We start from the raw sequence: 20,979 nt of genomic DNA, 5'->3' as shown, positions 1-20,979 counted from the left end.
GTCCCTCGCAGCACGTCGATCAGGCTCCACCCACCCGCTGACCTCCTACCGCTCGTCCCTCGCAGCACGTCGATCAGGCTCCACCCACCCGCTGACCTCCTACCGCTCGTCCCTCGCAGCACGTCGATCAGCCATACGTATCCCGGGGGCCGCGCCAGGTCACCGTCCGTCGACCCTTCTTCCAGCTGCGCTCGGCGGCGGCCGGGCCGGTGACCTTCAGCTCCGAGACGACGTGGGAGCCGACGTGCTCCTCGATGGTGGTGATCAGCTGCGGGGTGAGCATCCGCAGCTGCGCCGCCCACGCCGAGGAGGAGGCGCTGACCACGAGCACCCCGTCCTCGAAGGAGACCGGCCGGCAGTGCGTCGCGAGGCGCTCCCCGACGATCACGTCCCACTCGTCCAGCACCCGTCCGGTGCTCATCCCGGCGTTCCAGCCGAGGTTCCCCAGCACCTTCTTCAGCACCAGCTCGATGCCCTGCGGATCCCGCGGGTCCGGGCGCGAGCCGGAGTAGCCCGGCGCCCGCCCCGACCGGTCGCGCACATCCCTGGCCTGCGTCTTCGCGGAGATCGGGAAGAGGCCGCGGTCACGGGCAGCGGCACGGGAGCGGTTGACGGTGCGGCGGGCGAGCTCGAAGGGATCCGCCGGCGCCGGCAGGTCCGGCGGATCGTAGAGCACCTGCTCCTCGCGGTCGGGATCCCCGGGGGCGACGGGCGTGCGCGCCCCGGAGCGGGACGCGACGGGCCCACCAGCCCCCTCGGCGCCCGGCCGCGCTCCACCGCGGGCCTGCTCGGCACCGTCCCCGCTGCGGGCACCACCCCGCGCGGGCGCGGCGGCCGGAGCCGTCGGCGAGGCCGCCTGCTCCTCGGACCCCGCCGCTGCCCCGCTCCAGGTGCCGAGCCCGTACGGGTTCGCGATCCTCGGGCGCGAAGTACCGCCGTTCATCGCAGCCCGCCCCCGCTGCGCGTGACCGCCTCGCCGAGCGTCACGTCGACCACGTGGATCTCGCCGTCGAGGGAGGCGGGGATGTCGGTGTCGTTCGCGGTCGTGATCAGCACCTGCGAGGCATCGGTGACGATCCGGCCGAGCCGCTCGCGGCGATGGACGTCCAGCTCGCTGAAGACGTCGTCGAGAATGAGAATCGGCTCGCCGTCGCCGAGGTCGCCCTCCTCGAGACGCAGCAGGTCGTAGCTGGCCAGGCGCAGGGCGAGCGCGAGAGACCAGGACTCGCCATGGCTCGCGTAGCCCTTCGCGGGGAAGTCGTGCAGGCGGATCTCGAGGTCGTCGCGGTGCGGCCCGGTGAGGTTCGTGCCGCGGTCGATCTCCTCGTCGTGGCGTGCGGAGACCAGGGCGAGCAGGACGTCGTGGATCTCGCGGGTGCCGGGCAGCTCCCCGGGCGCGGCGCCGAGCTCGTCGAGCACGTCGGAACGGTAGCGGACGTCCGCCGGGGAGGCGACCTCGCCGCGCTGGTCAGGGGGCAGGTCGAGCGCCTGCTCGGCCCCCTCGTCGGTCGAGACCCGCAGGTAGGAGTACCCCAGGTGCGGGCGCAGACGGTTCACGAGGTGGAGCCGGGCACGCAGCAGCTCGGCGCCGTGACGGGCGAGCTGCTGGTCCCAGACCTCGAGCGTGGAGGCCGCGGACTCGGCCGGGTCCAGCCCGCCGACGCTGCGCCCCGAGCCGCCCCGCCGCATCGAGCGCATCTGCTTGAGCAGGTTGCCGCGCTGCTTGAGGACCCGGTCGTAGTCGGCCTTGATCGACGCGAAGCGGGGCGCGATCTCGAACAGGAGCTCGTCGAGGAAGCGGCGCCTGCCCTCCGGATCGGCCTTGACCAGTCCCAGGTCCTCCGGGGCGAAGAGCACTGCCCGCACCTCGCCGAGCAGGTCGCGCAGCCGGGAGACGTTCTGCCCCTGGAGCCGGGCGCGGTTCGCCTTGCCGGGGGTGATCTCGAGGTCGATCTGAAGGGGCCGGCCAGCGCGTTCGAAGCTCGCACGGACGATCGCGGTGGACTCGCCGCGGTGCACGAGCGCGGCGTCGTGAGGGACGCGGTGGCTCGAGAGCGTCGCGAGGTACCACAGCGCCTCGACGATGTTGGTCTTGCCCTGCCCGTTCGGGCCCACCATGACGGTGATGCCGGGACGAACGGGCAGGCTCAGCTGCCGGTAGGAGCGGAAGTCGGTGAGTTCGAGGGCGGTCAGGTGCACGGAGGGAGCTCGCCCTCCCTCAGATCCGCATCGGCATGATGAGGTACCGGTAGGAGTTGTCGGGCTCGCCCTCGAGCGAGTCCTGCCCGGTCATCACCGAGGGCTTGATCGAGTCGGTGAAGGTCAGGCGCGCGAACTCGCTGCCGAGCGCGCCGAGGCCGTCGAGCAGGAAGCCCGAGTTGAAGCCGACGACGAGGTCCTCGCCCTCGAGCTGCGCCTCGAGCACCTCGCTGGCCTGGGCGTCGTCGCCGGCGCCGGCCTCGAGCGCGACCTGGCCCTCGGAGAACGACAGGCGCACGGGGGTGTTCCGCTCGGCGACCAGGGAGACGCGCTTGACCGCGTCGATCAGCGCGCCGGTGGAGACGACGGCGGTGATCGCGGTGGTCTCGGGGAACAGTCGGCGCACCGGCGGGTAGTCGCCGTCGACGAGGGTGGAGGTGGTGCGGCGGCCGCCGGCCTCGAAGCCGATCAGGTTCGCGGAGTCCTCGTCGGACAGCGCGATCTCGACGCCGCCGCCGGTCGCGAGCGAGCGGGCGACCTCGTGGAGGGTGCGGCCGCGGACCAGGGCGGTGAGCTCGGCACCGGGCGACGAGGGGTTCCAGGTCAGCTCGCGCAGCGCCAGGCGGTAGCGGTCGGTGGCCATCAGGGTCATGGTCTCGCCGCTGATCTCGACCTTCACACCGGTCAGCAGCGGGAGGGTGTCGTCCTTCGAGGCCGCGACGGTGACCTGCGAGATCGCCTCGGAGAACACGTCGGCCGCGACGGTGCCGGCGACCGGGGGCATGGTGGGCAGCTGCGGGTACTCCTCGACCGGGAGGGTCGCGAGCGCGAAGCGGGCGCTGCCGCAGCGGACCTGGAGCTTCGTGCCCTCGAGCGCAACGGTGACGTCCTTGTTCGGCAGGGCACGGACGATGTCCGAGAGCATGCGCCCCTGGACCAGCACCTCGCCCGGCTGCTCGATCTCCGCCTCGAGACGGATCTGGGCGCTGACCTCGTAGTCGAAGGTCGAGAGCTGCAGCTCGCCGCCCGCATCGGCGACGATGCGCACGCCCTGCAGGATCGGCATCGCCGGACGGACAGGGAGGGTGCGGGTGGCCCAGGAGACGGCGTCGCCGAGGACGCCGCGGTCGAGGTGGAACTTCACCGTTGCCACTCCTTCGCAGTGGTCGAAAGCCTGATCGTGATCGAACGGTGGACAGCGTATCGGTTCCCGGAGCCCTCCGACGACACACCGCCGCAGATCCTTGACTTCCGCCCCTGCTCCTCCGTGCTCCTCGGCCGCTGCTGCCGACCCCCGCCCTCCACATCCACGGCGAGCAAGAAACTACAGACCTCATCATCACGGCTGTGGATCTCGTGGATAACCGACATCTCAGCAGGTCACAGCCGACACTGTCGACGTGGACGACTCGTCGACAATCACAGGAAGCTCGTGCACGACCTGTGCACGGATCGCCGCCGCCGTCAGATTCCTGTTATTCCTCCGTGCACATCGGCTCCTGCGCAGATGCTCGTCCTTCCACACTGTCCACAGAGTTATCCACAATTGGGGAGAACGTCGGCCTGACCTGGGATGACATTCTCCGGCGCGCTCACGCGGTCGGCTCCGTCACTGCCGTGTCGTTCCCGCGTCACTTCCGGGCCGAGGAGCTCGAGCTCTTGATCCTCGCCGTGAGCTCCGTGACCTGGTTGAAGATCGCCCGACGCTCCTTCATCAGCTCGCTGATCTTCTTGTTCGCGTGCATGACGGTGGTGTGGTCGCGGCCGCCGAACTCCTCGCCGATGCGGATCAGCGGCATGTCCGTCAGCTCCCGGCACAGGTACATGCCGATCTGCCGCGCGGAGACGAGGCGCCGGCTGCGGCCGGTGCCCACGATCTCCTCCACCGACAGCCCGAAGTAGGTCGCGGTCTGGGCGATGATCGTCGAGGCCGTGATCTGAGCGCCGTCGTCGTGGGAGAGCAGATCCTTCAGCACGGACTCGGCGAGGGTGACGTCCATCGGCTGGCGGGAGAGGGAGTGCAGCGCCTGCACGCGGATCAGCGCGCCCTCGAGCTCGCGGATGTTGGTGGCGATGTGGCTGGCGATGTACTCCAGCACGTCGTGCGGCACCTCGCCGGTGTTCTCCTGGGCGACCTTCTTGCGCAGGATCGCGATGCGGGTCTCGAGGTCCGGCGGCTGCACGTCCGTCATCAGGCCCATCTCGAAGCGGGAGCGCATCCGGTCCTCGAAGCCGCCGAGCTCCTTCGGCGGCAGGTCCGAGGTGATCACGATCTGCTTGTCCGAGTTGTAGAGCGTGTTGAAGGTGTGGAAGAACGCCTCCATCGTCTCCGGTGCCCGCTGCAGGAACTGGATGTCGTCGATGAGCAGGATGTCGATGTCGCGATAGCGGCGCTGGAACTCCTGCGCCTTGCCGAACTGGCCGGACTGCACCGAGTTGATGAACTCGTTGGTGAACTCCTCGGAGTTCACATAGCGCACCACCACGTCGGGGTAGAGGCTCTGGGCGTAGTGGCCCACCGCGTGCAGCAGGTGGGTCTTCCCCAGACCGGATCCGCCGTAGATGAACAGCGGGTTGTACGCCTTCGCCGGCGTCTCCGCCACGGCCGACGCGGCCGCCTGCGCGAAGCGGTTCGAGGAGCCGATCACGAAGGTGTCGAAGGTGTACTTGCTGTTCAGGCGCGAGTCCTCGCCGAGGGTCGAGCCGCCGGCGGGGGCGGGTCGGCGCGGCGCCGGTCCCGGGGAGGGGGCGGAGGCGCCGCTGAGCGCGGACATCCCCGCGTAGGCGCTGGGATCATCGGCCGCGGAGCCGTGGAACTCGTCCTCCCCCCGGCCGAAGTGCGAGGCGGCGGAGGCGGCCGAGTCCGAGGTGCTGCTCGAGGGCAGCGCGGGCCGGCCGGAGGCGGACTCGGACGGGAGCACGGTGCCGCGTCCACGACGGAAGGGCGGGGTGTGGACATCCCCCGTAAAACTGTCCACATCGTTGTCCACAGGATGTGCACTGCGGTCGGTGGAGGAGGAGGTCAGCGGCGGTGCAGGGGCCTCGTCCTCGTCGTCCCCCTCCAGCAGCAGCGACTCGTCGACCGTCACGGCGAAGCGAAGGTCCGTGCTGGTGGCCTCGCTGAGGGCGGCCTTCAGGGAGCCCGCGATCCGGTTCTCGATCAGCTCCTTCGCCGAGGTGGAGGGCACGGCGAGCAGGGCGGTGTCCGCGACCACGGCCATCAGGCGGGAGAGGGTGAGCAGGGCCATCACGCGCTGGGAGACGGTGTCGTCGCGGCGCAGGATGCTCAGCGTGCTGTCCCAGATCGCGTCGGCGTTCGCCTCCGGCATCAGGTGTCCCCCTCAGGTCTCGGGCGCGGGTCGCCACAGTTTTCCACATTATCCTCACCGCTGTGGATCGCCGATGTGGACAACAGGTCGGGGTTCCGCCTCCGACGTGACCGGGACGACCGCGACGATGTGAGCGGCGCCGCCCCGCCGGGCGCCGCCGGGCCGGAGGGGCAGGACCCGAAGGGCACGACGGGCCCTCGGGGCCGTCACGACACGCCCCCGGAAGTGAGAATCGGGCCACAACCGGCCCTCAGCGGGGCTCCTCCGTTGACCCCGTGCACCCCCGCGCCTAAAATCGTGCAGTCAGCGCTGCGCGCCGCCCGACGGCACCGTCCCGATGTGGGACACGGCAGCCGCCCCGCCCCGGCGGGTGCGCCCGGACATCCGTTCGCGCAGCAGACCACACGCCACCGCGAGGGGCACGCCCGTGCCCACGATCGAGGAGAACCATGAGCAAGCGCACGTTCCAGCCGAACAACCGCCGCCGCGCCAAGAAGCACGGCTTCCGCGCCCGCATGCGCACCCGCGCCGGCCGCAGCATCCTGAACGCCCGCCGCGCCAAGGGCCGCGCCGAGCTCTCCGCCTGAGACGACGGTGACCAGGGCCGAGGCGTCACGTCGTCGTGTACTGGTCTAGTCGCCGGCTCCACAGCGGCGACGAGTTCCGTGCGGTCACCCGCGGTGGCGCGCGCAGCGCTCGATCCCACGTGGTCGTGCACCTGACCCTGCTCACGCAGGGGGAGGAGGCACCCCGCGTGGGATTCGTCGTGTCCAAGAAGATCGGCAACGCCGTGGTGCGCAACCGCGTCACCCGGCGCCTGCGCGAGATCGTGCGCCCGCATCTCGAGACCCTCCCCGCCGGCAGCGCGATCGTGCTGCGGGCGCTGCCGGGCATCGAGGCGCAGCCCTTCGCCGAGCTCCGCGAGGACGTGGACTCGGCGCTCGCCTCCGCCTCCCGCAAGCTCGCCCGCCGCGAGGAGCGGTCGCGGTGAGCGCCGGCCCGCCGGAGCGCGCGCGAGGTCGCGAGAACGCGCTGCGCCGATTGGGACGCCTGCCGCGCCGGCTGCTGATGCTGCCGGTGCGCGGCTACCAGGTGGGCATCTCGCCCTACACCCCGCCCGCTTGCCGCTACGACCCCGTCTGCTCGCAGTACGGCATGGACGCCCTGCGCACGCACGGAGCCCTGAAGGGGACGCTGCTGACCACCTGGCGGATCCTCCGCTGCAATCCCCTCACCCGCGGCGGGCTCGATCCGGTCCCGGCGCCGGGCATGTGGAGCAATCCACGCCGACTGCGGCACCCGGCCCCCTAGGGCCTACCCTTGACCGAGACTCCCGACCACAGCCGGCACCTCGCATGAACGACATGCGCATCCGTGCGGCAGGAAGACCAGGCCGATGAATCCCCTGTACCCGATCGAGTGGGCCGTCGCATGGCTCATGGTGAAGTTCCATGCGCTCCTCTCGCTGTTCATGGAGGCGGACTCCGGCATCACCTGGGTGCTGTCCATCGTCGGCCTCACCGCGGTGGTCCGCACCCTGATCATCCCGCTGTTCGTGCGCCAGATCCGCGCCTCGCGCGCGATGCAGATGGTCTCGCCCGAGCTGCAGGCCGTGCAGAAGAAGTACAAGGGCAAGACCGACCAGGAGTCCCGGCAGAAGATGGCCGAGGAGACCATGGCGGTCTACAAGGAGGCCGGCGCCAGCCCGTTCTCCTCCTGCCTGCCCGTGCTGCTGCAGATGCCGATCTTCTTCGGCCTGTTCCGAGTGCTCTACAACAAGCTGCCCGACGCCGCCGAGGGCGAGCCCTTCGGGCCGCTGACCACCGAGCTGGCGCAGAGCGCGAGCAACTCGACCATCCTCGGCAACGTCACCATCGCCGACAGCTTCCTGCAGTCCGGCGACGGCGGGGTCACCACCAAGATCGTCGCCGGCGTCATCATCGCGGCGATGTGCGCGGTCACCTTCTTCACCCAGAAGTCGCTGACCATGAAGAACATGCCCAAGGCGGCCCTCGAGGGCCCCATGGCCAGCACCCAGAAGATGATGCTGTACATGCTCCCGTTCATCTACGTGATCACGGGGCCGGGCATGCCGATCGGTGTGCTCATCTACTGGCTGACCACCAACGTGTGGACCTTCGTCCAGCAGTACATCGTCATCCGCGCGACCCCCACCCCCGGCTCCGACGCGGAGAAGGAGCGCCACGAGCGCATCAACGCCAAGCGCGAGCGTAAGGGTCTGGAGCCGCTGGACTTCACCCCGCCGAAGAAGGTCTCGGAGCCCGATCCCGAGCCCGAGCGGCAGATCCGCGTCCAGCCCTCCGCGAAGAACAAGGGCGGCAAGAAGCTCTCCGACGAGGAGAAGCTGCAGCGCGCCCGCGAGGCCCGCGCCAAGGCCGCCGAGGAGCGGCGCAGGGCGCAGGAGGAGTCCGGTGACTTCCCGGTGCCCGCGCCGAAGAGCTCTCCCCTGGACAGGGGCAAGAAGAAGCGGAAGAAGTGACCTCACGGCCCGGGAGCACGGTCGCTCCCGGGTCGTCCATCCCTGCATTCCCGGAGGACCCTGAATGAACGAGACCACCACCGACCCGTCGTCGGCCGACGAGACCGCCGCCGAGCAGGCGCACGAGGCCACGGACGCCCCGGCCGCCGAGGCGGCGGAGACCGCCGCCCCCGCGGAGACCGCCGGCTCCGGCGAGGCCGCCGAGCCGCAGCACGCGGGCGAGAGCGGGTCCGAGGACGAGGACGGCGCCGAGTCCGAGGCAGAATCCGATGAGGAGCGCCTGCGCCGCCTCGAGGAGGAGGGCGACATCGCCGCCGACTACCTCGAGGAGCTGCTGGACATCGCGGACCTCGACGGCGACATCGACATCGACGTGGACGGCGACCGCGCCTCCGTGGAGATCCGCGGCGCGGACCGTCTCGCGGAGCTGAATCGCCCCAAGGGCGAGCTGCTGGACGCCCTGCAGGAGCTCGCGCGCCTCGCGGTCCAGACCCGCACCGGTGCCCGGTCGCGCCTGATGCTGGACATCGGCGGCTTCCGCGCCGAGCACAAGGGCGGGCTCGAGGAGCTCGCCGCCTCCGCGATCGCCGAGGCGAAGGAGTCCGGGCAGCCGGTCCCGCTGCGGCCGATGAACCCCTTCGAGCGCAAGGTCCTCCACGACGTCGCCAAGCGCGAGGGGCTGCGCTCCGAGTCCGACGGCGACGGCAAGGGCCGTCACGTCGTGATCTACCCGGCGTCCTGAGGCCGGCCGTGACGACGCTCCCCGCATCGCTCCGACCCCTGGCCGGGCGCCTCTTCGGCGACCGGCTCGAGCTCGCCGGGCGCTTCGCCGCCCTGCTCGCCGAGCAGGGTGCCGAGCGCGGTCTGATCGGACCGCGCGAGGTGGAGCGACTCTGGGAGCGCCACCTGCTCAACTGTGCGCTGATGGCCGACGCCATCGACCCGTCGGTCAGGACCCTGGCCGACGTCGGCTCCGGGGCCGGGCTGCCCGGCGTCGTGATCGCGATCGCCCGCCCCGAGCTGAAGGTGACGCTGATCGAGACGATGCAACGTCGCACCACCTGGCTCGAGGAGGTCGACGCCGAGCTCGGCCTCGGCCTCGAGGTCGTCCGCGCCCGTGCCGAGGAGCTGCACGGCGAGCGGGAGTTCGAGGTGGTCACCGCCCGGGCCGTCGCGGCGCTGGACAAGCTGGCCCGCTGGACCCTCCCTCTGGTGCAGGAGGAGGGGCTGCTGCTGGCGATGAAGGGCTCGTCGGCCGCCGACGAGATCGAGAAGGCCGAGAAGGTGCTCACGAAGCTTGGCGGGATCGACCCCACCATCACCCGGTACGGGATGGGCGAGGTCGAGGTTCCCACTACAGTGGTCCAAGTGCGTCGCCGGCCGAAGGCGAGCAGGAAGGGAGATGCGCGTGGCTGAGAAGCGCGAGGGCTCCTCCCAGGGGGCGGGGTCGATGGACGACACCCCGCTGATGCGCGAGCTCACCCGGGACCACGCCCGCCGCCGGCAGCTGGAGGAGGTCGAGTTCACCTCCCCCGAGCACACCAGGATCGTGACCATCGCGAACCAGAAGGGCGGGGTGGGGAAGACCTCCACCACCGTGAACCTCGCGGCCGCGCTGACTATGGGCGGCCTGCACGTGCTCGTGATCGACGCCGACCCGCAGGGCAACACCTCCACGGCGCTGAACATCGAGCACCATGCCGAGGTGCCCAGCATGTACGAGGTGCTGGTCGAGTCGGCGCCGCTGTCCGAGGTGGTCCAGGACGTCCCGGACATGGAGCGCCTGCAGTGCGCCCCCGCGACGATCAACCTCTCCGGCGCCGAGATCGAGCTGGTCTCCCTCGTCGCCCGCGAGAACCGGCTGCGCAACGCCATCCGCGAGCACCTCGAGGAGCGGGAGGCCCAGGGCCTGCCCCGCCTGGACTACGTGCTCGTCGACTGCCCGCCCTCCCTCGGCCTGCTCACGGTCAACGCGCTGGTCGCGGCCCGTGAGGTGATGATCCCGATCCAGGCCGAGTACTACGCGCTCGAGGGCCTGACGCTGCTGTTGAACAACATCGACCTGATCCGGCAGCACCTGAACCCGGATCTCGTGGTCTCCACCATCCTGCTGACCATGTACGACGCGCGCACGCGGCTCGCCGCACAGGTCGCCCAGGACGTGCGGGACCACTTCCCCGACCAGACCCTCGAGACCACGATCCCGCGATCGGTGAGGATCTCCGAGGCGCCGAGCTACGGCCAGACCGTGCTCACCTACGATCCCGGTTCCAGCGGGGCGCTCGCCTACCGGGCGGCGGCCTTCGAGCTGAACTCCCGCCCCGCTCCCTGACCTCGACCTCCCCTCACCGCGCGATGTCGCGCCCGGCACGGAGGTCACCCCCACGGTGACGACATTTCTCGGAAGGACAACGGCCATGACGCAGAAGCGAGGACTCGGCAGAGGTCTCGGCGCCCTGATCCCGGGGGCAGGCTCCTCGCCCGCTCCTGAGCAGGAGCTGCGCACGCGCACCCGTCCGCAGGAGGAGGGCGGCTCCGCCGCGTCGAGCACTCGCCCCGTGGACATGTTCTTCTCCGGCGAGAAGGTCTCCTCCGAGGACGCCCCCCAGCGGGGCGGCGCCCGTGACCTGGCGACCGGCATGGCGCGCGCCGCCGCCGAGCGACGCGGCCGCACCGCGGGCCGCTCCGGCAGCTCGTCGACCGCGAAGCGCTCCGGCGCCGCGACCTCCTCCGGTGGCGCGGACGCCGCCGGTTCCGCCGCCGGGACGGCCACCGAAGCCTCGACGACCTCCAAGGGCACCGCGACGAAGCGCGGCGCGTCGAGCTCTGCGGGCACCGGGTCCCGTTCGACCGCGTCCAGGCGCACCGCGTCCAAGGGGACCGGCACCGCCGCGAAGGGCACCACGTCGAAGAGCACTGCGTCGAAGAGCACTGCGTCGAAGGGCACCGCGGCGACGTCCGAGCCGTCGGGAACCGCGAAGAGCACCGGGTCTGCCAAGAGCACCTCCTCGTCCAGGACCTCCTCGCCCGCGAGGAGCACCTCCAGCTCGAAGGGCGCCTCCTCCCCGGCGAAGGGATCCACCGGCGCGAAGAGCGCGGCCGGCGCGAAGAACGCGGCCGCGCCCACGGCCGCCGCCGAGTCGACAGGCCCCGCGGAGGGCACCGCCGCCTCGACGGACGCGAGCACGACCCCTCGGACCACCTCGGCGCCGACCGCTCCCACCCCCGCCCCCGCGACGGGCGGAGCGGTCGACGAGACCGCTCCGATCAGGACCGACGAGGTCCCGAGCGCCGCCTCCTCGACGACCGAGCAGGAGCAGGCTTCTTCGCAGGCCGCTCCTGCCGCCGCAGAGAACGAGGCGACGGTCCCGGCGTCGAGCGCGCAGGATGCGCAGCCCGAGACCGCTGACGCGCCGGAGGAGGCCCCGCAGGCCGGCTCCGTGGAGTCGGAGGCCCCCGCGCGCGGCGAGGACAGCCCGGTCGTCGACGTCGAGGCGGTCGAGTACACCCGAGTGCGCGACACCGCCCCGTCGGAGGACGCCGAGCCGGCAGCGCCTGCCGAGCCCTCCACGACCGAGCAGTCTGCCGCCACCCCTCAGGAAGCCCCTGCCCCTGAGAACAGCTCCGCGCCGGCCGACGAGCCCTCTGCGACCGACGAGCCCGCTGGGACGGACGCCGAGCCCGCGGCTGCGGTCGGTCCCGATGGGGATGCGCGCGACGATGCCGGGGAAGCGCCTTCCGACGCTGCCGGACAGTCCGACGCCGGCTCGGAGAGGGCCCCTCTAGAGACCCAGGGCCTCGTCAGCGTCCCGGGCGCGGAGTTCGCGGAGATCCCGATCCACGAGGTCCGGGAGAACCCCCGCAACCCGCGCACCATGTTCGACGAGGAGGAGCTCGACGAGCTCGCGCACTCGCTGCGCGAGGTCGGCGTGCTTCAGCCCGTCGTGGTGCGCCCGATCCCGGTCACCGAGGACGGGGAGTCCTTCGAGCTCGTGATGGGCGAGCGCCGCTGGCGCGCCGCTCGCCGTGCCGGCCTCACCGCCATCCCCGCGATCATCCGCGAGACCAGCGACGACGACCTCCTGCGCGACGCGCTCCTCGAGAACCTGCACCGCACCCAGCTGAACCCGCTGGAGGAGGCCAACGCCTACCAGCAGCTGCTCGACGACTTCGGCTGCACGCAGGACGAGCTGGGAGAGCGCATCGGCCGCTCTCGCCCCCAGATCACGAACACGCTCCGCCTGCTGCGGCTCCCCGCCCTCGTGCAGCGACGTCTCGCCAGCGGGGCGATCAGCGCCGGCCACGCCCGTGCGCTGCTGTCGCTGGACGACCCGGCCCTCATGGAGGAGCTCGCCCAGCGGATCGTGAGCGAGGGGCTCTCCGTGCGCGCCGTGGAGCGTCTGGTGGCACAAGGCGGGCAGCAGCAGGCTCCCCGCACCGTTCGCCGCAGCACCTACGACCCGCACGTCGTGGACCTGACGAGCCGGCTGTCGAACCGTCTCGAGGCGCCCGTGCGCATCGATGTGGGCAAGCGCAAGGGCAAGATCACCCTCGAGTTCACGAACCTCGAGGACCTCGAACGCCTCATGGAGAACATGGGCCTGGAGCTCCCGGCCTCGGAGTGAGTCGGGGAGTGCGGGGTCCGGCCCGCACCCGCTCGCTGGAGCGCTGACGTGCCCCGGCGTGAAACGTGCGCCATGCCGTCGTCCCGATGACGAGGGCGCTCTTCTCCTGACCGACAAGAGCGTGCTCGTCCCGTCCCCCTCGCCGGCCGAACTAGGCGTTCGCCCGCAAGGAGCACCAGCACGCTGAGGGGGCCCTTCAATGGAAGGGCCCCCTCTCTAGTGTGACCGGCATCACAGGTTACGCGGATCTGCCATGAGCGCTCCGTGTGTCATCTCCGGTCGGTGCACGCGGTGTGGACGCGCGCGTCGTCCATTTCCCCCGCAGCCTCACATCACCCCGCACCGGGGCGTGTTTCCCGTGCCATCGGTGCAGGCCAGAATGCTGAGCGGAGCTTGTCCACCGTTGTGCACAACTCTGTGGACTGCGCTGCTCCATCGGGGAGCGGATGTCCACAGTTGTGTGCACCCTTGTGGAAGCGGAGTCAGTAGGTGCCGCTGTTCCTCGTGGTTTCGCGGGAAACATCTAGCTCGTCGCGGCAAATTCTCAACGGCCTCAGCGGTCGGCGCAGAGATGCTCCGCGTCCCGCAGGATGCCTGCGCGAGCATATGATGCCATTTATGCAGCGCCGGCTTCGGCTGACTCGCTCCCCTGTGGAGTTCCACGGGAAACCGAGTCGAATGGTCCTGGGACGAGCATTCCAGAGCTCGCGGTGGATGATCCTCGAAGGAGGAGAGTCCGCCGCTTCCGGGGGACGGGCTGCCTCGCCTCTGCCGTGCCTGTGGCTCCCACGTGGAACCGGACTGTCGCGGGGACGAATGCCGAATTCGTCGCAGTGCCCCCGTCATGCCGCCTTGCCCACCGCTCTGTTTCACGCGAAACGCTGGCCGAAGTCCGCCGACCAAGGCCTTCTGACTGCTCGTCTGTCACTTCGCGCGACATGGGACGTGTCGTAGGCAGAGTTCCGGTGTCGGATCTGTGGTCGAAGCCGCGGTAGTAAGTGGGTTCACGTGAATCGTCACTGGGTCGCTCCCCTCTCCGAGGTGTCAACGTCGCTCACTCTACGCACTACGATCGACGTCAACGCAGCGGGGCAAAGGCCGTCCCGGAGGACCGCACAACCCTCGGGCCGCTGACGTTTCCTGCGAAACACACGTGTCCAGGCACGATTGACTCCATCGCGGCGGGCGCCCTAGTCCGCGACGAGGGAGCATCGTGAACTAGGGATCCACGTGAAACAGGGTGGTGCGCCCTTCTCTTGTGGGTGCAGCAGGATCGAGACCGACCCGGGTAGGACGCGTTCACTCTCCCGATCGCAGTGAGTGCGTGGCGCGACCCGCATCAGAGGTGGACGGGTAGTGGCCCTGCTCCTCGTTTCGCGTGAAACATCGGCTTGGCAGGCGAAGCCGCTCGAGACGACTGTATGGCGTGTCCGGCCGACTGCGGTCGGGCAACCGCATGTGCGTTGCCGGAACTCGGCCTTTGAGGTTTCGCGTGGAACTGCTGGTTGTGACGGTGATGCTGTACGGCCGCGCGTCCGGCTGCATCGAGCCTCGATGAAGCGTCCGGCCTTGGGCTCGTCGCTTCGTGTGCGCATCCCATGTGGCCGTATGCACGCTTGGGCGGATGGCCTCTCAACCGTCGGTCTCATGGCAGCGTTTGCCGTGAAACATGGTGCGGGAACTCCCCGGATAGGTCTGCGAAGGCCGCTTCCCTCTGTGGATCTACGTCGGACCGCGCGACGCCAAGGAGCACCTGACGATTTCGCGCCGCGACTCGCCTTCAGTGGGGAGGTGGAGGAGTTCCCCGTGGAACGCTGATGGGTACCGACTCCGGCATCGTGTGCCGCAGCCTAGAGGCGTGCGATCCGCTGTCCCCCGGACAGAGCCTGCTTCACGCGAAACCCGCACTACGGAAGGGCGTCGGGGCGGTCCCTGCACCCGAAGCACGACTGGCAGTTTCCCGTGAAACGGCGCGCGCGGAGGCTCTGCAGGTGGTCAATTGCAAACCCTGCTTCGCCTTCCCATCCCGCGCTGTCGACTGTGCGGCTCCGTCTCGCCAGAAGTGGCTGGTTCGCTGAGGTGGTGGGCTCGGCGTCACGTCGAACTTGTACTGCGCTCTGTGCAGTCTTGGACCTGTTCGTTGCACAGGGAACGGCTGTGTGGACTATCCAGCCGCGCGGAGAAAATCGGAGGGGCGGCGGCAACTCCAGTACCTCATGACCAACGACCGACGCGCTACCCGCGTGACGTGGATGCGTCCTCCGCCAGCTCTGAGCGCACACGGATTCCGCCCAAGGGAGTGTGTCTCCTGCGAGACACCGTTTGTCGTGAAACCGCCGGGAAGCGCACGTCCCGCCCAGCGGATCGCTGAGCGGACGCCTTCGCGGTCGGCGGACGCCTGACTCAACTGATCAGGAGAGTTTCACGGTAAACATTGCGCCGTGATGGTCGACGGGCCCGGGGGCCTGGCCGGTCGAGTCACACGTGACGTGCTCACTCTCCTCCCACCGCCAACCCCTGTGCTTTTCCGGGCGGCACTGCTCCTGTGGATCGGGCATGGAGCATTGCTTCCCGTGCACCGGGCGAGTCAGTGGCCTTCCGCGCGGAAGCAGTGCGGCACCGAGCTTGGAGTGGTGTTCGTCGTCTTGATGGCCGCATGATGGCGGCGGATACCCACGGGAGCGGAGCGGTGAGGCGCGCGTCCCCCTCCGCCTGCCTTGTGATTCACGTGCACCATCGGCATTCATGCACAGTGTGCAGAACCCTGTGGACAACCGCAGCAGACCAGCTGTCCAGAATGTGACCGGAGATACATCGGGCCCTGTAGCACGTCCTGGAGCGGACGTCAGTTGAACCTCAGATCTGCTGGACCCGCAGGTCAGTGGAATTTCCGTGACGAAGGTCGTGGTCAGAGAGGTTCCACCGTCATCCACACCCAGTTGTGGATAACCTTGTGGAAAGACGAGGACAATTCTGTGGATAGCCATGTGGATATCGATGTGGACATACCGTCCATGCACGTCAGCGAGGGCGGTTGCACCTAGGTTGACACGACGCGGACAACGCCTTGGATGACACGCATCGTCGGGCTCAGCGCGAGTTCGTCGCGTCGGCCGCGGCGTCCACCTCGCCTGGGTGCAGCCAGATGCGGACACGGCTGCATGTGGTCGGGACGTCGCCGCCGACAGCTCGTCCTGCCCGCGGGCGCGAAGCCTCGGTCTCGAGACACCGGTGCGGCCGCCGGCGATCCCACGGCCGCAGAGGCTCCCCCTCAGCTCGCCTCGGGCCCGAGCTCTGCGTCCACGACGTGTTTGGGCAGCGCTCCGCTGCGCCGGTGCGTGAGCCGCCACGGGCCGTCCAGGACGAGCTCCTCTCCCCCGGGGGTGAGGCCGTGCAGCTCGCTCTGCTCGCCGTCTTCGTCGTCGGTGACGAAGCGGAGCCAGGTGGGAAGGTGCTCGATAGCCCAGCGGTCCAGGAAGCCGTCCTCCGGGTCCTCGACGAGGAGGCACTGCATGGAGGTTCCCCAGCGCCGGGACAGCTCCCTGAGCAGCGTGGGGGCGGGACGGGACGGCGCCGCCCAGTCCGCGCTCACCAGCACGAGCACCGGCACCCGCTCCGCGTCCCGCGATGCGTCAGGCGGGCCCTCGCCGTGGGCGCGCTGCTGCGCGGGCAGGACGACGTCCGCCCTCCCCGCGGTCCCCCGGAAGGGGACGCGAGGAGGGCGGACGGGCGACTCGGCCTCGGGCACTGCCGGCTCGGGCACCGCCGGGACGGTCACTGCGAGACGGCCTCCACCACGGGCTGCTCGGCGTCGGCCGCGGCGTCGATGCCGGCGGCGCGGTCGGCGAGCCAGCGCTCGGCGTCCAGCGCCGCCTGGCAGCCGGTGCCGGCGGCGGTGATGGCCTGGCGGTAGGTGTGGTCCACGACGTCGCCGGCGGCGAAGACGCCGGGCACGGAAGTAAACGTGCTGCGGCCCTGGCAGACGATGTAGCCCTCGTCGTCCAGCTCGAGCTTGCCGCGCACCAGGTCGGTGCGGGGCAGGTGGCCGATCGCCTCGAACACGGCGGAGGTCACGAGGTCGCGCTCCTCCCCGGTGACGGTGTCGCGCAGGGTCACGGACTCGACCTTGTCGCGGCCGTTGATCCGCACGATCTCGCTGTTCCACGCGAAGGTGAGCTTCGGATCGGCCTCGGCGCGGCGCCCCATGATCTTCGAGGCGCGCAGCTCGTCTCGGCGGTGCACGAGGGTGACGGACTTGCCGAAGCGGGTGAGGAAGGTGGCCTCCTCGACGGCGCTGTCGCCGCCGCCGACAACGACGATGTCCTGGTCCTTGAAGAAGAAGCCGTCGCAGGTCGCGCACCAGCTGACGCCCTTGCCGGAGAGGTCCGCCTCGCCGTCGATGCCGAGCTTGCGATAGGCGGAGCCGGTCGTGATGATCAGCGACTTCGCGCGGTACACGGTGCCGTCCTCGAGGGTCACCTTCTTCACGTCGCCGTCGAGCTGCAGATCCACGGCGTCCTCGTAGACGACCTCGGCGCCGAAGCGCTCGGCCTGCTCCTGGAAGGAGGCCATCAGCTCGGGGCCCTGCACTCCCTCGGGGAAGCCGGGGAAGTTCTCGACGTCGGTGGTGGTCATGAGCGCGCCGCCCGCGTCGAGGGCGCCCGCGATGACGATCGGCTTCATCTCGGCGCGCGCCGTGTAGATCGCGGCGGTGTAGCCGGCCGGGCCGGAGCCGACGATGACGACCTCGTGCACGGTCCCGTCGTCGTCCGCGACGGGCTGCACGAGCGGCTGCGCGGCCGGCGCGGGGCCGCCGAGGATGTTGAGGGCCTGGATCGGCTGGGTCATGAAGGTGTCCTTCCGTGGAATCGGGCGGAGGCGGTCGGCGGGAGGACCGCTGTCCAGTATGCGGCCTGGGGAGGGGCCGACGGGGTCAGAGCGAGCCGATCATCACGTGCCCGGCCCAGAGCCGGTCCTGGCCGGGATCCTCGTCGTGCGCTCCGGTCCCGCAGGTGGGCAGCACGACCGTCGCAGAGATGATGCCGCCGTTCGCGCGCAGCGTCTCGCGGTCCACGGGACCGTGGACGAGCAGCCAGCCGGTGGTGTCCTCCCCGCCCCATGAGACCTCCTCCATGATCAGGATCGATTCGGTGATGCCCTGCTCCTGCAGGCACTGCGCGGCATCGAAGCTGGTCATCGGCTGGATCGTGCCGGTGTCGACGAGCCGTTGGACCTCGGTGCCGAGGGTCGCCTCAGTGACAACGGGGAGACCGGTCGAATTCTTCCCGGTGCCCGAGGCGGAGTCGACGGAGGCCCCGGCCATGTGGGAGGCGCTGGTCGTGGACTGCTCCAGAGCAGTGGCGAGCTGCACGCCGAGCAGTGCCGCGATGACCAGGGCGAGGATCATCATCGGCAGCGGGATGCCGAGCACCGAGCGGATGCGCGGCCTGCCGGGGCCCCCACGTCGTGCAGGGCCCCGGCGCACAGTGCGGGGGGTCATCCGACCTGGATCTCCGCGATGCGGGCGCGATAGCGGCCCTGCTCGTTGCTGTCCGGGGGCAGCTCCGGGATCCACAGTGCGACCTTGTCGGCCTCGACGGGCTCCGGGGTCTCCAGCAGCACCTCGCCGTCGCCGGCGAGCTCGCCGCTGGCGAGCACGTCGCCGAGGGAGCCGTCGTCGTGCACGGCCCGCAGCTCGATCAGCCCGCCGGTGTTGCGTGCGGTGGTGACCTTGACGGTCCTGAGCGTGGACTGCTCGGCGAAGGTCAGCCGCACGCCCGCGCCCTCCTTGAGACCGCCGTAGTCGGCGCTCTGGTAGTGCTTGGTCGACCAGAAGGTCCCCGGGTCGCCGTCGGTCATGCGGTCCTGCTGATCGGCGTTGTCGGGCTCGAGGTCGGTGCCCTGGGTGAACACCTCGACCCCGGTGAGCTCGGGGGCGGGCAGCTCCGGCTCCTCCGTGTCCGTCGGGGTCGGCTCGGCGGGCGCCTCGCCGGTGTCCTCCGCGACGGGGGCGGTGGTCTGGGGCGTGGCGGTCGCCAGCGGGTCGGCGATGATCTCGCGGAGATCGCGGGTGATGGCGGTGACCGCCAGGACCAGCGCGAACATCACCACGATGACGCCGCCGACGATGATCCACTGCGACTGCAGGGAGCGCTTCTCGCGGTCCCGGGGGCCGAGGGCGAAGGTGTCGGGGTCGTCCGCGTCGACGGCGACGCCGACCACGTCGCGCAGCAGGGAGCCGCGCGAGTGCGGGACCGTCGTCTCCTCGGGGGTGTCGTCCAGGTAGGAGGTGCGGCGGCCCTGGACCACGATCGGGCCGGTCTCGTGCGCGGCGGCGCCGACGGCGGGCATCGCCGCGGTGGGCTCGTCCTCGCCCGCGGTCCTGCTCGGCTCCGCGGCGCTGGACTGCTGGGGAGCGACCGACGGGGTGGGGGCGGCATGGTCCGCCGTCGGCGCGATCGCGCTGACCCCCGGCTGCTCGGCGCGCCCGTCGCTGCCCGCGGGCGAGCCGGCGGGGCTCAGCGGCCAGTGCGTCCCCGAGGTGCGCGAGGGGACCTGCTCCGTCGCCTCGGGCTCGGCCGACGGGGACTGCTGGGCCGACGGGGACTGCGCCGCGGCTGCGCCTGCGGCTGCTGCCGCGCCGGCGTCTCCGGCGAGGCCCGCCGCGGCCGCCGCACCGGTTCCCGACACGGCGGAGTCCTGCTCCGCGTCGGTCGCCCGAGCGGCCTCCGCCTGCGGCCGACGGGGCTGGGTGATGTCGAGGTGCCCCGGGAAGGGGCTGGTGCCCCGCTTCTCGTCGAGATGCAGGTCCTTCACGAGGATCGCGGCCGCCGCGGAGTGGTCCTCCCGCGGCGCCGCATGCGTCTCCTCGCCGGCAGGGGCGTCCTGGCTCGAGGAGGAGCCGTCCACCGTGGACAGGCCCTCGCCCGTGGTGGCTGCGCTCGCCGCGGGAACGGAAGCGGTCTCGCTCGCCGAGGCCTGTGCCTCGTCCGGTCGAGCGTCCGCCGACTGCACGTCGACGGACGGCTCCTCGCCAGCGCGCTCCGCGGCGTCGTCGACGGCCGGCAGGGCCGCCGTCCTCTCGCCGGCGTCGCCCTGCTCCACGTCATCAGGGCCGTTCTCGGCCGGGGCAGCATCAGCCGAGGTGGCATCGATCGACGTGGCGCGGACGGCGTGATCAGCAGCGTCGGAGCCGGCATCGCCGGCTCCGTCCGCATCCCGGCGGGAGCCGACGTCGCCACCGGTCACCCCCGCGCCCGAAGGCTCCTGTGCCGACGCCGCGCCCGCGACCACGACGGCACCTGTCACCGCACCGGCCGCGGCAGCGCCGGCCCCGACGGCCGGACCGGCGGGGCCTCGCTCCTCGTCCTCCTGCGCGGCCCGCGTCACGGACTCCCCGTCGACCGCCCCTGCGGCCTCCGAGCGATCACCGTCGCCCGGCGTCGCACCGTCGCCCGACGCAGCTCCGGCCGCCGATGCCCCGCCGGCGGCACCGCGCGGATACGCCTCGAAGGTCACCGGGATGGACTGCCACGGCTCGAGCGCCTCGATCAGCCCGCGGGTGGTCTCGGGGATGTCGTCGGCGGACTCGTTGAGCACCAGGTCGCACAGCAGATCGAGGTCCGCGGGGATGTCGGTGTCCACGAGCGTCGAGGGCCGCGGCACGGTGCCGGTGCCGTCGTGCTGGGGGGTGCGGCCGGTGAGCGCCCGGTAGAGCAGGGCGACCAGCGCCGCGGTGTCCTGGAAGGAGGCGACCTCGCGGGAGCGGTCCAGGCCGGGGTGCGAGGCGGCCTCGACGCCGATGCCGAGGATGTGCACGCCGCCGGAGCGGGTGTCGACGAAGACGCGGTTGGAGTCGAGGAACTGGTGGCGCACGCCGCGGCGTCGGGCGGCCTCGAGACCGGTCGCGGCCTCGCCGATGATCGCGCGCGCCGTCTCGGGATGCATCGGACCATCGGTCAGCAGCGCTGCGAGCGGCGGGGCGGGAGGCATCGGGTACTCCACGACCGTCGTCGGCCCGTCCTCGGGCGCGCCGGTCGCGGTGGTGTCGGACTCCTCCCGGGGGTCGTCGAGCACGACGATCTCCCGGACGGGCAGCAGACGGGGCTCCTCGACGAGATAGGCGCGGCGCACCGCATCGGCCGCCTCGAGCGCGGCCTCGCCGCGGACGATGAACAGCACCACGGACTCGCCGGTCGCGACGGAGCGGGCGCGGCGCCAGACGGCGCCGTCGGCCACGCCGGACAGCGGGATCCTGCCCTCGAGGGTCCACCTCGCGTGCAGTGCATCCTGCTCGGGGTTCGTGCTCACGGACCCTCCCTCTCCT

Annotated in this window: 16 protein-coding genes; 8 read left to right on the top strand and 8 right to left on the bottom strand. The window is 70.9% G+C overall.

The window, feature by feature from the left end; genetic code table 11:
• Positions 1 to 127 precede the first annotated feature (127 nt).
• The 4 genes from L3K22_RS07195 to dnaA all read right to left on the bottom strand — a co-directional run bounded on the left by L3K22_RS07195 (position 128) and on the right by dnaA (position 5,528).
• Positions 128 to 676 carry a DciA family protein gene (locus L3K22_RS07195; RefSeq protein WP_263310764.1) on the bottom strand — a complete coding sequence of 183 codons (549 nt, stop codon included), beginning with the start codon at positions 674 to 676 and terminating at the stop codon, positions 128 to 130.
• 263 nt (positions 677 to 939) lie between these two features.
• Positions 940 to 2,199 (bottom strand): DNA replication/repair protein RecF, encoded by a 1,260-nt coding sequence (gene recF / locus L3K22_RS07190; RefSeq protein WP_263310763.1) that lies wholly within the window; start codon positions 2,197 to 2,199, stop codon positions 940 to 942.
• Between the two features lie 19 nt (positions 2,200 to 2,218).
• Positions 2,219 to 3,343, bottom strand: coding sequence for a DNA polymerase III subunit beta (dnaN, locus tag L3K22_RS07185; protein WP_263310762.1), 1,125 nt, complete (start codon positions 3,341 to 3,343; stop codon positions 2,219 to 2,221).
• 487 nt (positions 3,344 to 3,830) lie between these two features.
• Complete coding sequence (gene dnaA / locus L3K22_RS07180) at positions 3,831 to 5,528, bottom strand: chromosomal replication initiator protein DnaA (protein ID WP_263310761.1); 1,698 nt, start codon at positions 5,526 to 5,528, stop codon at positions 3,831 to 3,833.
• A gap of 449 nt (positions 5,529 to 5,977) precedes the next feature.
• Here dnaA and rpmH point away from each other — a divergent pair, with 449 nt between their 5' ends.
• The 8 genes from rpmH (at position 5,978) to L3K22_RS07140 (ending at position 12,653) form a co-directional block, all read left to right on the top strand.
• On the top strand, positions 5,978 to 6,115 hold the full coding sequence (rpmH, locus tag L3K22_RS07175) for a 50S ribosomal protein L34 (protein ID WP_010552021.1): 138 nt from the start codon (positions 5,978 to 5,980) through the stop codon (positions 6,113 to 6,115).
• Positions 6,116 to 6,150: 35 nt separating this feature from the next.
• Complete coding sequence (gene rnpA, locus L3K22_RS07170; RefSeq protein WP_263310760.1) at positions 6,151 to 6,519, top strand: ribonuclease P protein component; 369 nt, start codon at positions 6,151 to 6,153, stop codon at positions 6,517 to 6,519.
• Complete coding sequence (yidD, locus tag L3K22_RS07165) at positions 6,516 to 6,839, top strand: membrane protein insertion efficiency factor YidD (protein WP_263310759.1); 324 nt, start codon at positions 6,516 to 6,518, stop codon at positions 6,837 to 6,839. The genes rnpA and yidD overlap by 4 nt, the downstream gene beginning before the upstream one ends.
• A gap of 85 nt (positions 6,840 to 6,924) precedes the next feature.
• Positions 6,925 to 8,028 carry a membrane protein insertase YidC gene (yidC, locus tag L3K22_RS07160; protein WP_263310758.1) on the top strand — a complete coding sequence of 368 codons (1,104 nt, stop codon included), beginning with the start codon at positions 6,925 to 6,927 and terminating at the stop codon, positions 8,026 to 8,028.
• Positions 8,029 to 8,092: 64 nt separating this feature from the next.
• Positions 8,093 to 8,770 carry a Jag family protein gene (locus L3K22_RS07155; protein WP_263310757.1) on the top strand — a complete coding sequence of 226 codons (678 nt, stop codon included), beginning with the start codon at positions 8,093 to 8,095 and terminating at the stop codon, positions 8,768 to 8,770.
• An 8-nt stretch (positions 8,771 to 8,778) separates the two neighbouring features.
• Positions 8,779 to 9,444 (top strand): 16S rRNA (guanine(527)-N(7))-methyltransferase RsmG, encoded by a 666-nt coding sequence (gene rsmG, locus L3K22_RS07150; RefSeq protein WP_263310756.1) that lies wholly within the window; start codon positions 8,779 to 8,781, stop codon positions 9,442 to 9,444.
• Complete coding sequence (locus L3K22_RS07145) at positions 9,431 to 10,360, top strand: ParA family protein (RefSeq protein WP_224765401.1); 930 nt, start codon at positions 9,431 to 9,433, stop codon at positions 10,358 to 10,360. The genes rsmG and L3K22_RS07145 overlap by 14 nt, the downstream gene beginning before the upstream one ends.
• A gap of 85 nt (positions 10,361 to 10,445) precedes the next feature.
• Entirely contained in the window at positions 10,446 to 12,653 is a 2,208-nt protein-coding gene (locus L3K22_RS07140; RefSeq protein WP_263310755.1) for a ParB/RepB/Spo0J family partition protein, read from the top strand.
• A gap of 3,271 nt (positions 12,654 to 15,924) precedes the next feature.
• Here the strand turns inward: L3K22_RS07140 and L3K22_RS07135 are convergent.
• The 4 genes from L3K22_RS07135 to L3K22_RS07120 all read right to left on the bottom strand — a co-directional run bounded on the left by L3K22_RS07135 (position 15,925) and on the right by L3K22_RS07120 (position 20,963).
• Positions 15,925 to 16,416, bottom strand: a complete 492-nt coding sequence (locus tag L3K22_RS07135) for a hypothetical protein (RefSeq protein WP_263310754.1) — start codon at positions 16,414 to 16,416, stop codon at positions 15,925 to 15,927.
• An 11-nt stretch (positions 16,417 to 16,427) separates the two neighbouring features.
• Positions 16,428 to 17,501, bottom strand: a complete 1,074-nt coding sequence (trxB, locus tag L3K22_RS07130) for a thioredoxin-disulfide reductase (protein WP_263310753.1) — start codon at positions 17,499 to 17,501, stop codon at positions 16,428 to 16,430.
• A gap of 85 nt (positions 17,502 to 17,586) precedes the next feature.
• The gene (locus tag L3K22_RS07125) at positions 17,587 to 18,153 is read right to left on the bottom strand and encodes a hypothetical protein (RefSeq protein ID WP_263310752.1); all 567 of its coding nucleotides are present in this window, start codon (positions 18,151 to 18,153) and stop codon (positions 17,587 to 17,589) included.
• Positions 18,150 to 20,963, bottom strand: coding sequence for a protein kinase family protein (locus L3K22_RS07120; RefSeq protein WP_263310751.1), 2,814 nt, complete (start codon positions 20,961 to 20,963; stop codon positions 18,150 to 18,152). Before L3K22_RS07120 ends, L3K22_RS07125 begins: the two co-directional genes overlap by 4 nt.
• Positions 20,964 to 20,979: the final 16 nt, after the last annotated feature.

Source organism: Brachybacterium atlanticum (assembly GCF_025669985.1).
In the GTDB taxonomy this organism is placed as follows: domain Bacteria; phylum Actinomycetota; class Actinomycetes; order Actinomycetales; family Dermabacteraceae; genus Brachybacterium; species Brachybacterium conglomeratum.
The sequence above is the reverse complement of the archived record's forward strand: the minus strand, read 5'-3'. Positions and strand labels throughout refer to the sequence as shown.

Coding starts and splice junctions, on each gene's coding strand:
- dnaA (WP_263310761.1), bottom strand. CDS start 5,528: ATGCCGGAGGCGAACGCCGACGCGATCTGGGACAGCACGCTGAGCATC.
- rpmH (WP_010552021.1), top strand. CDS start 5,978: ATGAGCAAGCGCACGTTCCAGCCGAACAACCGCCGCCGCGCCAAGAAG.
- yidC (WP_263310758.1), top strand. CDS start 6,925: ATGAATCCCCTGTACCCGATCGAGTGGGCCGTCGCATGGCTCATGGTG.
- L3K22_RS07155 (WP_263310757.1), top strand. CDS start 8,093: ATGAACGAGACCACCACCGACCCGTCGTCGGCCGACGAGACCGCCGCC.
- L3K22_RS07145 (WP_224765401.1), top strand. CDS start 9,431: ATGCGCGTGGCTGAGAAGCGCGAGGGCTCCTCCCAGGGGGCGGGGTCG.
- L3K22_RS07140 (WP_263310755.1), top strand. CDS start 10,446: ATGACGCAGAAGCGAGGACTCGGCAGAGGTCTCGGCGCCCTGATCCCG.
- trxB (WP_263310753.1), bottom strand. CDS start 17,501: ATGACCCAGCCGATCCAGGCCCTCAACATCCTCGGCGGCCCCGCGCCG.
- L3K22_RS07125 (WP_263310752.1), bottom strand. CDS start 18,153: ATGACCCCCCGCACTGTGCGCCGGGGCCCTGCACGACGTGGGGGCCCC.